The sequence below is a fragment of the Janthinobacterium sp. PC23-8 genome (assembly GCF_002250505.1).
Classification (GTDB): domain Bacteria; phylum Pseudomonadota; class Gammaproteobacteria; order Burkholderiales; family Burkholderiaceae_D; genus Janthinobacterium.
Window position 1 is genome coordinate 194,631 of the sequence record NZ_NJGY01000003.1, and the last position, 12,497, is coordinate 207,127.

At 63.4% G+C, this 12,497-nt stretch carries 10 protein-coding genes and 1 tRNA gene; 6 read left to right on the forward strand and 5 right to left on the reverse strand.

Annotated elements, in window-relative coordinates:
• Positions 1-20: 20 nt before the first annotated feature.
• From CD932_RS20350 to CD932_RS20360, 3 genes are all read right to left on the reverse strand, one after another.
• On the reverse strand, positions 21-776 hold the full coding sequence (locus CD932_RS20350) for a UDP-2,3-diacylglucosamine diphosphatase (RefSeq protein ID WP_094444634.1): 756 nt from the start codon (positions 774-776) through the stop codon (positions 21-23).
• 90 nt (positions 777-866) lie between these two features.
• Positions 867-1,358 carry a peptidylprolyl isomerase gene (locus CD932_RS20355; protein WP_094444635.1) on the reverse strand — a complete coding sequence of 164 codons (492 nt, stop codon included), beginning with the start codon at positions 1,356-1,358 and terminating at the stop codon, positions 867-869.
• 104 nt (positions 1,359-1,462) lie between these two features.
• Positions 1,463-2,101 carry a peptidylprolyl isomerase gene (locus tag CD932_RS20360; RefSeq protein WP_094444636.1) on the reverse strand — a complete coding sequence of 213 codons (639 nt, stop codon included), beginning with the start codon at positions 2,099-2,101 and terminating at the stop codon, positions 1,463-1,465.
• A 278-nt stretch (positions 2,102-2,379) separates the two neighbouring features.
• Between CD932_RS20360 and cysS the strand changes: the two genes are divergently transcribed.
• The 6 genes from cysS to CD932_RS20390 all read left to right on the forward strand — a co-directional run bounded on the left by cysS (position 2,380) and on the right by CD932_RS20390 (position 8,648).
• The gene (gene cysS / locus CD932_RS20365) at positions 2,380-3,777 is read left to right on the forward strand and encodes a cysteine--tRNA ligase (RefSeq protein ID WP_094444637.1); all 1,398 of its coding nucleotides are present in this window, start codon (positions 2,380-2,382) and stop codon (positions 3,775-3,777) included.
• Positions 3,774-4,478, forward strand: coding sequence for a DNA-3-methyladenine glycosylase (locus tag CD932_RS20370; protein ID WP_254926694.1), 705 nt, complete (start codon positions 3,774-3,776; stop codon positions 4,476-4,478). The genes cysS and CD932_RS20370 overlap by 4 nt, the downstream gene beginning before the upstream one ends.
• A 74-nt stretch (positions 4,479-4,552) precedes the next feature.
• A complete protein-coding gene (locus CD932_RS20375) occupies positions 4,553-5,527 on the forward strand; it encodes an acetyl-CoA carboxylase carboxyltransferase subunit alpha (protein WP_065308858.1) in 975 nt (324 codons plus the stop codon).
• A gap of 87 nt (positions 5,528-5,614) precedes the next feature.
• Complete coding sequence (tilS, locus tag CD932_RS20380; RefSeq protein WP_094444638.1) at positions 5,615-7,033, forward strand: tRNA lysidine(34) synthetase TilS; 1,419 nt, start codon at positions 5,615-5,617, stop codon at positions 7,031-7,033.
• Between the two features lie 164 nt (positions 7,034-7,197).
• A complete protein-coding gene (locus tag CD932_RS20385; protein ID WP_094444639.1) occupies positions 7,198-8,445 on the forward strand; it encodes an aspartate kinase in 1,248 nt (415 codons plus the stop codon).
• 110 nt (positions 8,446-8,555) lie between these two features.
• A tRNA-Ser gene (locus tag CD932_RS20390) sits at positions 8,556-8,648 on the forward strand.
• Between the two features lie 488 nt (positions 8,649-9,136).
• Here the strand turns inward: CD932_RS20390 and CD932_RS20395 are convergent.
• Both CD932_RS20395 and CD932_RS20400 read right to left on the reverse strand, forming a co-directional pair.
• A complete protein-coding gene (locus tag CD932_RS20395; protein WP_094444640.1) occupies positions 9,137-11,023 on the reverse strand; it encodes a feruloyl-CoA synthase in 1,887 nt (628 codons plus the stop codon).
• 13 nt (positions 11,024-11,036) lie between these two features.
• Positions 11,037-12,491: an aldehyde dehydrogenase gene (locus CD932_RS20400; RefSeq protein WP_094444641.1), complete on the reverse strand. Its 1,455-nt coding sequence runs from the start codon at positions 12,489-12,491 to the stop codon at positions 11,037-11,039.
• Between the last annotated feature and the right edge of the window lie 6 nt (positions 12,492-12,497).

The following is a 12,497-nucleotide window of genomic DNA, read 5'->3' on the forward strand; positions in this document are numbered from 1 at the left end:
GTGGCCGCGTCGGCAAACGGCTATTCAATGATGGCGCCGTCGAGCGCATGGCGCGTGATGACCCCGTGGCCGTCGATGGCGATCCAGCCGCCGCGCGCCAGTTCTGCATGTTCCACATCGCATTCCCAGTCCGGCAATACGTAGCGCAAGGTGCCGTCCACTTCGTGCAGGGCAGGGCGGTGGGTGTGGCCATGGATCATGATGGTCGAGGCTTGCTCGGCGAATACCTGCGCTACCGCTTCTGGCGTGACATCCATGATCTCCATCGACTTTACGCCATTGTGCTCGCGGCTGTTCTGGCGCAGGCCGTCGATGATGGCCTTGCGCTGGGTCAAAGGCATGGCGAGAAATTGCCGTTGCCAGGCAGGCTGGCGCACCATGGCGCGAAATTCCATGTAGGCCGCGTCTTTGGTACACTCGGCGTCGCCATGCAGCAGCACGATGCGCTGGCCGGCGATCGTCGTCACATGCGGTTCGTTCAGCAAGGTGGCGCCGGCAGCAAAGGCAAAGCCTGCGCCGACCAGAAAATCGCGGTTGCCGGCGATCCAGCAGACGTGCACGCCAGCATCGCTGACAGCGCGCAGCGCGGCCGTCATGCGCGCATTGAAGGGGTCTTCCAGGTCGTCGTCGCCGGCCCAGTATTCGAACAGGTCGCCCAACAGATACAGGGCCTGCGCGTGCTGCGCATGGTGTTCAAGAAAACAGAGAAAGGCTGCGCTGGTGCGCGGGTGCGAACGCTGCAGATGCAGGTCGGAAATAAAGAGTGCGGCAGGCATTGTCATCGTTCAACGCTCCCCTGATCAAGATTGTGCATGGAAGCAAGAAGTACGTGGCAATGCCTGTGCGTCATGATACGTGAGCCAATATTACGCGGCTTCTACCTTTTCGATGATGACGTCCGTCGCTGGCACATCGGCGAACATGCCGGCGCGCGTGGTTTTGACCGCGCGGATGGCGTCGACCACTTCCTTGCCGTCGGTAACTTTACCGAACACGGCGTAGCCCCAGCCGTCCTGGCCTGGATAGTCGAGGAAGCTGTTGTTCTTGATGTTGATAAAGAACTGGGCCGATGCCGAATGCGGGTCCGAGGTGCGGGCCATGGCCAGGGTATAGGGTTCGTTTTTCAGGCCGTTCTTGGCTTCGTTTTCGACCATCTTGTCGGCCGGCTTTTGTTTCATGCCTGGCTCGAAGCCGCCGCCCTGGATCATGAAGCCGTCGATCACGCGGTGGAAAATCGTGTTGTTGTAGTGGCCCGCTTCCATATAGGCCAGGAAGTTGGCAACCGTCTTCGGCGCTTTGTCGGCGTCCAGTTCAGCGGTGATCTTGCCCAGGTTGGTAGTGATGATTACGGAGGTCATGATGGTCCTTTTGTTTGGGTGAAATATTTGGTGCCCTGGCAAGCCGGGGCGGCAAGCCGGAGCGGCAAGCCGGGGCGGCAAGCCGGGGCGGCAAAAACGCTATTTTACAGTTTTGCGGGCGCTTGTTTGAGCACCGTCGCCGATTCGATCACCACCGGTGTGACGGGCACGTTCTGGTGCGGGCCCTTGTCGGCCACCGGCACGGCCTTGATTCTGTCGACCACCTCCATGCCACTGACGACCTTGCCGAACACCGTGTAGCCGAAGCCGTCGCGGCCCGGGTAGTCAAGCGCGCCATTGTTGCCGACGTTGATGAAGAACTGCGAGGTGGCCGAATGCGGGTCGCCCGTGCGCGCCATGGCGATGCTGTAGGTCACGTTCTGCAAGCCGTTTTGCGCTTCGTTCTGGATCGCCGGCCTGGTCGCTTTCTGCTTCATGGCCTTGTCGAAGCCGCCGCCCTGTATCATGAAGCCGTCGATCACGCGATGAAAGATGGTGCCCTTGTAGAAGCCGCTGTTAACATACTGTAAAAAGTTCGCCACGCTTTTCGGCGCTTTTTGCTGATCCAGTTCCAGCACGATGTCGCCCATACTGGTTTTCAGGGTCACGTGCGGCGCCGGGTCCGGCACCACCGGCGGGGCCGTTGGCGAGGCGGCCACCACCGCGCTGCCCAGGGTCAGGCCGGCCAACAGCGTGAAAATGCGGGCCAGGAAAGGCCGGCGCGGGAATTTTGTCTCTTGCATAAATAAGTCCTTGATCGTTATTTTTCTTTAAACTTGCTTGAATTATAAAGAAGCCAACTACGTGTGAAACTTCGTGAAAACCTGATTCATATCGGGCCAGTATGGTTTTTATCAATGTTATACTTGCCCGCTAACGCCTGATTTTAACAAACAAGAACAACAATACAGCGGGTAGTCCAGTCTCGGCGCACACGGCAGTTCAGTGGCGCGGCACCAACGGTGTCCGCGCCTGTCTGTCGTTTTTTCCGGGCTGGCAGCCGCTCCAACAGTAAAGTACGATGAGCAATCTAAAGATTTACAATACCCTGGCGCGTGAAAAGCAGGTCTTTGTGCCGATGGAAACGGGCAAGGTGCGCATGTATGTGTGCGGCATGACCATCTACGATTACTGCCATATCGGCCATGCGCGCATGATGATGGCCTTCGACGTGATCTACCGCTGGCTCAAGGCGTCCGGCCTGGACGTTACCTATGTGCGCAATATTACCGACATCGACGACAAGATCATCCGCCGCGCGGTGGAAAACGGCGAGACCATCTCGCAGCTGACCACGCGTTTCACGCAGTACATGGACGAGGACACGGCCGCGCTGGGCATCCTGACGCCCGACCATGTGCCGCGCGCCACCGAGTACGTGCCGCACATGCTGCGCCTGATCGAGCGCCTGGAAACGAACAAGCTGGCCTACCAGGGCGAGGACGGTGACGTCAATTACGCCGTGCGCAACTTCCCCGGCTACGGCAAATTGTCGGGCAAGTCGCTCGACGACCTGCGCGCCGGCGAGCGCGTCGATGTGAACACGGGCAAGCGCGATCCGCTCGACTTCGTGCTGTGGAAGTCGTCCAAGGAATCGGAACCCGAAGAAGTCAAATGGGACTCGAAATGGGGCCGTGGCCGCCCGGGCTGGCATATCGAGTGCTCGGCCATGGCCTGCGCCTTGCTGGGCGAACAGTTCGACATCCATGGCGGCGGCGCCGACCTGCAATTCCCGCACCATGAAAACGAGATCGCCCAGTCCGAAGGCGCGTTTGGCCATACCAGCGTCAACTACTGGATCCATAACGGCTTCGTGCGCCTGGACAATGAAAAAATGTCCAAGTCGCTCGGTAACTTCTTTACCATCCGCGAAGTGCTGCAAAAGTTCGACGCCGAAGTGATCCGCTTCTTTATCCTGCGCGCCCATTACCGCAGCCCGCTCAATTATTCCGACGTGCACCTGGACGACGCGCGCCTGGCCCTGACGCGCCTGTACACGGCGCTGGCTGGCGTCAGCGTGGAAGAGGGCGATATCGACTGGAATGAAGCCCATGCCGTGCGTTTCAGTGAGGCCATGGACGACGACTTCAACACGCCGCTGGCAGTGGCCGCGCTGTTCGACCTGGCCACGGAAGTAAACAAGAGCAAGTCGCCGGCGCTGGCGCGTCAATTGCAGGGCCTGGCCGGCGTATTGGGGCTGCTCGAACGCACGCCACAGCAATTCCTGCAGGCGACCGTCGGCGCGGCAGCCGGCGGCGGCGACGAGGCCGCCACCATCGAGCAAGCGATTGCCGCGCGCAGCGCCGCGAAAAAGGCGCGCGACTTTGCCCAATCCGACAAGATCCGCGCCGAGCTGCTCGAAGCGGGCATCATCCTGGAAGACAAGCCTGACGGTTCGACCAACTGGCGCCGCGCATGATGTCAAACACCAGGGAAAACGGGGAAGTACCCGGCACGGCGGCCGTGGCGCAAGTCATTCAGGTGCCGTCCTACTGGGAACAGGCGAAGATCGAGCTGATGAAGCGCGACCGCATCATGAAAAAGCTGATCCCGCAATTTGGTGACCTGCACCTGGTTGGCCATAGCGACCCGTTTACCACCCTGGCCCGCTCGCTGGTGGGCCAGCAGATCACGCCCAAGGCCGCCGACATGGCCTGGAAAAAGCTGTTGCTGGTTTGCCCGAAATGCACGCCGTCGCAAGTGCTCAAGGCCGGCGCCGAGCAATTGTCGGGCTGTGGCTTGTCCAAGCGCAAGACCGAATACCTGCTCGATCTGGCCGACCACTTCAAGGCCAAGCGCGTGCACGCCAACCAGTGGGGCGAAATGGATGACGAAGCCGTCATCGCCGAACTGGTGCAAATCCGCGGCATCGGCCGCTGGACGGCCGAAATGTTCCTGATTTTTAATCTGTTGCGCCCGAATGTGCTGCCGCTCGACGACCCCGGCTTGATCCAGGGCATCAGCGTCAATTATTTTTCCGGCGAACCGGTTTCGCGCAGCGATGCGCGCGAAGTATCGGCCAATTGGGAGCCGTGGCGCACCGTGGCCACCTGGTATTTATGGCGCAGCCTCGATCCCGCAGCGGCCGCTGGCGCAAGCGATGGAAAGCCCCGCGCCTGAAGCCGGTACGGTAAAATAAGCATCAATAACGCCGCGCGCCCTGGCGACGCGGCTGGTAAAACCCTGGAGGTACAATGACTAAAACGACTTTCCTCAATTTTGAACAGCCGATCGCGGAACTCGATTCCAAGATCGAAGAGTTGCGCTTCGTGCAAGACGATTCGGCCGTCGACATCTCTGAAGAGATCGATCGCCTGGCCAAGAAGAGCCAGCAACTGACCAAGGATATCTACGCCAAGCTCACGCCCTGGCAAGTGGCGCAGATCGCGCGCCACCCGCAGCGTCCCTACACCATGGATTATGTGAACGAAATCTTTACCGATTTCCACGAACTGCATGGCGACCGCAGCTATGCCGACGACCTCTCGGTGGTCGGCGGCCTGGCCCGCTTCAACGGCCAGCCCTGCATGGTCATCGGCCACCAGAAGGGCCGCGACACCAAGGAGCGCGCCATGCGCAACTTCGGCATGCCCAAGCCCGAAGGCTACCGCAAGGCCATGCGCCTGATGAAAGTGGCCGAAAAATTCAACCTGCCGATCTTTACCTTTGTCGATACGCCCGGCGCCTTCCCCGGCATCGACGCCGAAGAGCGCGGCCAGTCCGAAGCGATCGGCCACAACCTGTACGTGATGGCCGAACTGAAAGTGCCGCTGATCGCCACCATTATCGGTGAAGGCGGTTCCGGCGGCGCGCTGGCCATTGCCGTCGGCGACGCCGTCCTGATGCTGCAATACTCGACCTACGCCGTGATCTCGCCCGAAGGCTGCGCTTCCATCCTGTGGAAGAGCGCCGAGCGCGCCGCCGACGCGGCCGAAGCGCTGGGCCTGACGGCGCACCGCCTGAAAGCCATGGGCCTGATCGACAAGATCATCAACGAACCGCTGGGCGGCGCCCACCGTGATCCGAAACAGATGGCCACCTTGCTCAAACGCGCGCTGGCCGACACCCTGCGCCAGTTCCACGGCATGAAAACCAAGGACCTGCTGGCTGCGCGCCATGAAAAGCTGCTCAGCTATGGCAAGTTCAAGGAAACCACGCCGAGCGAGTAAGCCGAAAAATAGAAAACACCAGGGACAGGCAGGTAGTCGAAGATGTTCGGCTACCTGCCTGTCCCTCTTTGCATTCCCGGAAGTCCTATGAAAAAGCCACAAACCGCCGGCGTCGCCGACATCTTTGCCCGCGCCTTGCAAGACTGCGCGCCGCAGCCCGGCGACACCATCGGCATCGCCCTGAGCGGCGGCCTCGACTCCTCGGCCCTGCTGCACCTGGCCCAAGCCTGGTCGCAAGAGCAGGGCGTGTCGCTGCGCGCCTTCCACGTGCACCATGGCCTCAGCCCCAACGCCGACGCCTGGCTGGCGCACTGCGAGGCACTGTGCGCCAGCCTTGGCGTGCCGTTCGAGGCCAGCCGCGTCAGCATCGAAGTCAATCCGAAGACGGGGACGGAGGAAGCCGCCCGCAAGCGCCGCTATGGCGCCCTGGGCGCCTTGTGCGCGCAACACGGCGTGCGCCTGCTGCTGACCGCCCACCACCAGGACGACCAGGCCGAAACCGTGCTGCTGCAACTGTTGCGCGGCTCGGGCACGGCCGGTTTGTCGGGCATGGACGGCGCCAACAGCGCGCCCGAGCTGCTGGCCAATCCGGATCTCGTGATGGCGCGCCCGCTGCTGCCGGTGTCGCGCAAGCAACTGGAAGCGTATGTGGCAAAGCATGCGATCGCGCATATCCACGACGAATCGAACGACGACGCGCGCTTTGCACGTAATGCTTTGCGGCACCAGGTGATGCCGGTGCTGGCGCAGGCCTTTCCGGGCTTTCAGGAACGCTTTGCGCGCAGCGCCCGGCATGCGCAGTCGGCGCAGCGTTTGCTGACGGAACTGGCGACGCAGGACCTGGCGCACTGCCTCGACGGCGATTGCCTCGAGCTGGCCAAATTGCGCGAATTGAGCACCGACCGCTGCTACAACCTGCTGCGTCACTGGTTCGGCACGCGCAACTTGCGCATGCCCTCGACGGCCTGGCTGGCGCAAATGCTGGCGCAACTATTGGAAGCGCGGCCCGATGCGCAGTTGCTGGTGACACATCCCGAATGCCATGTGCGGCGCCACCGCGACCGGCTCTACCTGACGCCGAAACTCGCTGACCTGGCCGGCATGCGCGAGCGTGATGACGCGAATATCCCGGGGCTGGAAAAGGCCGGCCAGCAGTTTCACTGGCAGGGGCAGGCCAGCATCGCGTTTCCCGCGTATGGCGGCGTGCTGCATTTCGACCCTGTGGCAGAAGGGGAGCAGGGTGTCGACACGGCCTGGCTGCAAGCGCAAACCCTGACCATCGATTTCCGCCAGGGCGGCGAGCGATTGAAGCTGGCTTTGAACCGGCCTACCAAAAGCCTGAAGTACCATTACCAGGCGGTGGACGTGCCGGCCTGGGAGCGCGAGCGCCTGCCGCTTGTCAGTGCGGCGCAACAATTGCTGTATGCGGCCGGCATTGGCCTGGACTGCCATTGCCTCGGTTTGCCGGACCAGCCGCGCGTGAACCTGCGCTGGGTCGCGCGCTGAGCGGCTGGCCATGCGGTGCGCGCGGGCCTGCGCACTGCATGAATCGGTTATTTCCATATGCGCATTCGGTATGAGCTAATGCGCTTTATCGCTTGTTATTTTGCATTGCGGCATGTAGAGTAAAGCCCTCTTTTTTATTCTTCTTGAGCGGAAACTTCACTCTTATGGCTTTAATCGTCCACAAATATGGCGGTACGTCGATGGGCTCGACTGACCGTATCAAGAATGTCGCCAGGCGCGTTGCCAAGTGGCACGACGCAGGGCATCAAATCGTGGTGGTGCCATCGGCCATGTCGGGCGAGACCAACCGCCTGATTGGACTGGCCAGGGAAATCATGGATCAACCCGATCCGCGTGAACTTGACATGATCGCCTCGACAGGCGAACAAGTGTCCGTCGGCCTATTGTCGATGGCACTGCTGGCGATCGGCAAACAAGCCGTATCCTATGCCGGCTGGCAAGTCGCGATCAAAACCGATTCCGCCTTTACCAAAGCGCGCATCCAGTCGATCGATGACGAAAAAGTCAAACGCGACCTCGATGCCGGCAAGATTGTCATCATTACCGGTTTCCAGGGCGTCGACGAAAACGACAATATAGCGACCCTGGGCCGCGGCGGTTCCGACACCTCGGCCGTGGCAATCGCCGCCGCCATGAAGGCTCAGGAATGCCTGATCTTTACCGACGTGGACGGCGTCTACACGACCGATCCGCGCGTGGTCTCCGAGGCACGCCGCCTCAAGACCATCACCTTTGAAGAAATGCTGGAACTGGCTTCGCTGGGCTCCAAAGTGCTGCAAACGCGTTCGGTGGAGTTCGCCGGCAATTACCGCGTCCCGACGCGCGTCTTGTCGTCGCTGACCGACCCGATGCTGCCTTTGGAAATAGAAGCCAATTCAGGCACCCTGATTTCGTTTGAGGAAGACACCAACATGGAACAAGCAGTTATCTCCGGCATCGCCTTCAACCGCGACGAAGCCAAAATCACCGTGCTCGGCGTGCCTGATCGCCCAGGCGTGGCCTACCATATCCTGGGGCCGGTGGCCGACGCCAATATCGAAGTCGACATGATCATACAGAATCAGTCGGTCGATGGTAAAACGGATTTCACCTTCACCGTCTCGCGCGGCGAATACGCGCGCGCCCTGGCCGTGCTGGAATCGCACCGCGAACAACTGGGCGCGGCCAGCATCACCGGCGACGCCAAGGTGTCGAAACTGTCGGTGGTCGGCGTGGGCATGCGCAGCCACGTCGGCGTGGCCTCGCAAATGTTCCGCACCCTGTCGGAAGAGGGCATCAACATCATGATGATCTCGACCTCGGAAATCAAGATCTCGGTCCTGATCGACGAAAAGTACATGGAACTGGCCGTGCGCGCCCTGCACAAGGCGTTCGAGCTGGAAAAAGCCTGAACCAGTAAAAATATCGCCGTACGCCCTTGACCAAAGGGGGTGCAATCGATATTATGACGTTCGTCGCTGCAGCGCAGTCAGCTGGAACGACATAGTTGAGTAATCAGCTAGGAGACGTGGCCGAGTGGCCGAAGGCACATCCCTGCTAAGGATGCATACGGCTTATACCTGTATCGTGGGTTCGAATCCCACCGTCTCCGCCAGAATAAACAAAAAAGCCTCCCCTGCGGGAGGCTTTTTTGTTTGTGACGGACGGAGACGGTGGGATTCGAAGACGAAGCGCCCTGAAGGGCGCGCAGGCTCTCCGAATCGCCCATCTGCTGCCGCTGCGCGGCAGCCCCGCGCGCCGTGGGCGCGCGTCCGTGGTTCCAATCAGGTTTTTGGCTGAGTCGCTTCTGCAGCGCCCTTGGCATCAGTCCGTGTCCGAATGCCGGACCTGACCCTCGCCCCCTGCGGGAGGCTTTTTTGTTTGTGGCGGACGGAGACGGTGCGCCAAGGCGGCAGGTTCGAAGACAGCGCGCCCTTGGGGGCTGCGCAGGCTCTCCGAATCGCCCATCTGCCGCGCTCCGCTCCGCGCTGCGCGGTTGGCCGCGCAGCGCGCCAGCGCCGTCCCGTCATCTCAAGCTCTGGCAGCGAGCCCACATCCGCGCCGGCGACCACACACCGGAACCCGACCCAAAAGGCGTCAGCATCAGGCGCCCCCACTGGCCTCATTGCGCAGCACCGCCGCGCTGTCGCCGTACAGCGCCTCGACCAGCGCCGCGCGCCGTTGCAGCACCACGCGCTGGTTGATCGAGCCCTTGTCGGTCTGCTCGCCGGCTTGCACCGAGGGCGCTTCTTCCAACAGCAGCATGCGCGCCACGCGCGAGGCCGATCCGGTCGCCTGGGCGTTCAATTGCGTCATCAGGCGCTGGAAGTGCTGGCGCACCGGGACGCTCGCCAGGATGGCGGCGGTGTCGGCATCGGCGCCCAGTCCGGACAGCGACAGGCATTGGTCGAGACGGGGGAACACCAGCAAACCGATGCTGTCGCGATCAATGCCGGCCACCACCACGTCGTGGACATAGGGCGCGCCGGCCCCGATCACCCGCGCCCGCAACGGTCCGACGCTGACGAAGGTGCCGCTGCTGAGTTTGAAGTCCTCGGCGATGCGGCCGTCGAACATCAAGCCCAGTTCCGGCCGCGCCGGATCGACGAAGCGCACCGCGTCGCCGCTGCAGTAATAACCTTCCTCGTCGAATGCTGCGGCGCTGGCGTCCGGCGCGCGCCAGTAGCCTGGCATCACGTGCGGGCCGCGGAAGCGCGCCTCGTACTTGCCGTCCACTTGCACCAGCTTGACCTCGCAGGCCGGCGCCGGCAGGCCGACATAGCCGGCCATCATCACCGGACCGGTGGTGAAGGTGCAGGAGGGCGAGGTTTCCGTCATGCCCAGGCCGGCCATGATGCGGATGCGCTGGCCGCAGCCGGCTTCGCTGACCTGTTCCAGCGCATCCCAGGCCGCCTGGGACAGGCCGGCGCCAGCAAAGAAGAACAGCTCCATCTGTGAAAAGAAGCGCTTGCACAGTTCGGGGTTGTCCTGCAGCGCGGTGGTCAGCAGCTCCCAGCCCTTGGGCACGTTGAAGAACACGGTCGGCGCGACGTCCTGCAGGTTGCGCACCGTGGTGGCGAAGTCGTGCGCGGTGGGCTTGCCATCGTCGATGTAGTAGCTGCCGCCGTTGTAGAGCGCGATGCCGAGGTTATGGCTGCCGCCGAAGGTGTGACTCCATGGCAGCCAGTCCAGCAGCACCGGCGGCTTGTCGCCGAAGGCAGGGAAGCTCTGCAGCAGCATCTGCTGGTTGGCGCACAGCATGCGCTGGGTGGTGATCACGGCCTTGGGCAGCTTGGTCGAGCCGGAGGTGAACAGGAACTTGGCGATGGTGTCCGGACCGCAGGCCGCGTTGGCCGTGTCCACGCTGCGCGGCACGGTAGCGAGCAAGTCTGCCAGCGCGGTGCTGGCGCGCCCTGCCTTGGCCTGGCCCTGGTCGAGCACGATCTCCACCCCGTCCGGCAGCGTCGCCAGCGCCGCCGCGCAGGCGCCGCCGTCGCTGGCGTAGACCATGCCGGGCGTCAGGTGGCGCACGAAGTGGGCCAGCTTGGTGTAGTCGCCGGCGTTGTGGGACGCGGCGGGCGACACCGGGCAATACGGTATGCCCGCGTACAGCGCGCCCAGCGCCAGTTGCAGGTGCTGCAGGTCGTTGCCGGACCAGATCATCAGCGGACGTTCGGCCGACAGGCCACGGTCCAGCAAGGCCTGGCCGATCGCGCGCGCCTGCGCCAGCAACTGCCGGTAGCTGAGGCGCTGCCAGGCGCCGTCGGCGCCGCGGCGCGCGGCCAGCGTGCGTTCGGGATGGCGCTCGGCGCCGCGCACCAGGCAATCGGTGATACGGTCGGGATAAGCGTCGAGCGTTTCCTCCGATGCCAGGCGCCAGCGGCCCTGCTCGTCGGACTCGACCCGCACCGGCGCGCCGCCGACGCGCACCGGGCGGTAGCGCGACAGGTCCAGCGCGCCGGTGATGGTGGTGGTGGATAGCTGCGTCATTGCGCGCCCTCCATCACACCGGGTAGTGGCGGTGGCCGCTCTGGATGGTGATCCAGCGCAGCTCGGTGAATTCGGCGATGCCGGCCTTGCCGCCGAAGCGTCCGTAGCCGCTGGCCTTGACGCCGCCGAACGGCATATGGGCTTCATCGGCCACGGTGGAGCTGTTGATGTGGCAGATGCCCGACTCGATGCGGCGCGCCAGCGCCAGCGCGCGCGTGATGTCGCGGCTGAAGACGGCGGCCGACAAGCCATACTCGCTGGCGTTGGCTTCGGCCAGCGCGGCCTCGTCGCCGTCGACCCGGATGATGCCGACGATGGGGCCGAACGATTCTTCCTGGTACACCGTCATGGCCGGCGTGATATGGTCGATAATGGCCGGTTGCAGCAGGTTGCCTTCGGCCTCGGCGCCGCCGCAAACCAGCGTCGCCCCCCTGGCTTGGGCGTCGGCCACCATGGCGCCGACCCGGCTGGCCGCCGAGGCGTCGACCATGCCGCCCAATACCGCGCCCGGCTGGCCCGGTTTGCCTGCACGCAGGCCTGCGGTCTTGATGCGCAGTTTTTCGACAAACGCGTCGGCCACCTTGTGGTCGACGATGATGCGGTCGGTCGACATGCAGATCTGGCCCTGGTTGAAGAAAGAGCCGAAGGCTGCCGCCTGTACCGCCTCGTCGAGGTCGGCGTCGTCCAGCACCAGCAGCGGATTCTTGCCGCCCAATTCCAGCACCACCGGCTTGAGGTGCAGCGCCGCCTGCTGGGCGATGATGCGGCCCACTTTGGTGGAGCCGGTGAAATTGATGCGCTTGACAGCCGGATGGGCGATCAGGCGCGCCACCACGGCGGCCGCGTCCTGCGGCGCGTTGCTGATGACGTTGACCACCCCGGCCGGGAAGCCGGCATCCTCGAACACCTTGCCGATCAGGCGGTGCAGGGCGGGGCAGATCTCGGATGATTTGAGCACCACCGTGTTGCCGCAGGCCAGAGGGGTGGCGATGGCGCGCGTGCCCAGGATGACCGGCGCATTCCACGGCGCGATGCCCAGCACCACGCCGCACGCCTGGCGCATCCCCATCGCCATCAAGCCCGGCACGTCGGAAGGAATCACTTCGCCGGCGATCTGGGTGGTCAGCGCCGCCGCTTCGCGCAGCATGCCGGCCGCCAGCATCACGTTGAAGCCGTACCAGCCGGCCACGCCGCCCGCTTCGGCGATGCCGGCCGCGATGAATTCGGGTCCGCGCGCTTCCAGGCAATCGGCCGCCTTCAGCAGCAGCCGGCGCCGTTCGCCCGGCGCCGTGGCGGACCAGCCGGGAAAGGCCGCGTGCGCGGCGGCGACGGCGGCGTCGGCGTCAGCCAGGGAGGCGGCGGCGGCCACCGAGGCGGCGTCGCCGGTGGCGGGGTTCAGGCGCTGGTAGGTGGCACCGGTGGATGCGGCCTGGTCCAGGCCTCCGATCAGCAAACGGGCTTCAAGCATGGCGTA

Coding starts and splice junctions, on each gene's coding strand:
- CD932_RS20350 (WP_094444634.1), bottom strand. CDS start 776: ATGCCTGCCGCACTCTTTATTTCCGACCTGCATCTGCAGCGTTCGCAC.
- CD932_RS20355 (WP_094444635.1), bottom strand. CDS start 1,358: ATGACCTCCGTAATCATCACTACCAACCTGGGCAAGATCACCGCTGAA.
- CD932_RS20360 (WP_094444636.1), bottom strand. CDS start 2,101: ATGCAAGAGACAAAATTCCCGCGCCGGCCTTTCCTGGCCCGCATTTTC.
- cysS (WP_094444637.1), top strand. CDS start 2,380: ATGAGCAATCTAAAGATTTACAATACCCTGGCGCGTGAAAAGCAGGTC.
- CD932_RS20370 (WP_254926694.1), top strand. CDS start 3,774: ATGATGTCAAACACCAGGGAAAACGGGGAAGTACCCGGCACGGCGGCC.
- CD932_RS20375 (WP_065308858.1), top strand. CDS start 4,553: ATGACTAAAACGACTTTCCTCAATTTTGAACAGCCGATCGCGGAACTC.
- tilS (WP_094444638.1), top strand. CDS start 5,615: ATGAAAAAGCCACAAACCGCCGGCGTCGCCGACATCTTTGCCCGCGCC.
- CD932_RS20385 (WP_094444639.1), top strand. CDS start 7,198: ATGGCTTTAATCGTCCACAAATATGGCGGTACGTCGATGGGCTCGACT.
- CD932_RS20395 (WP_094444640.1), bottom strand. CDS start 11,023: ATGACGCAGCTATCCACCACCACCATCACCGGCGCGCTGGACCTGTCG.
- CD932_RS20400 (WP_094444641.1), bottom strand. CDS start 12,491: ATGCTTGAAGCCCGTTTGCTGATCGGAGGCCTGGACCAGGCCGCATCC.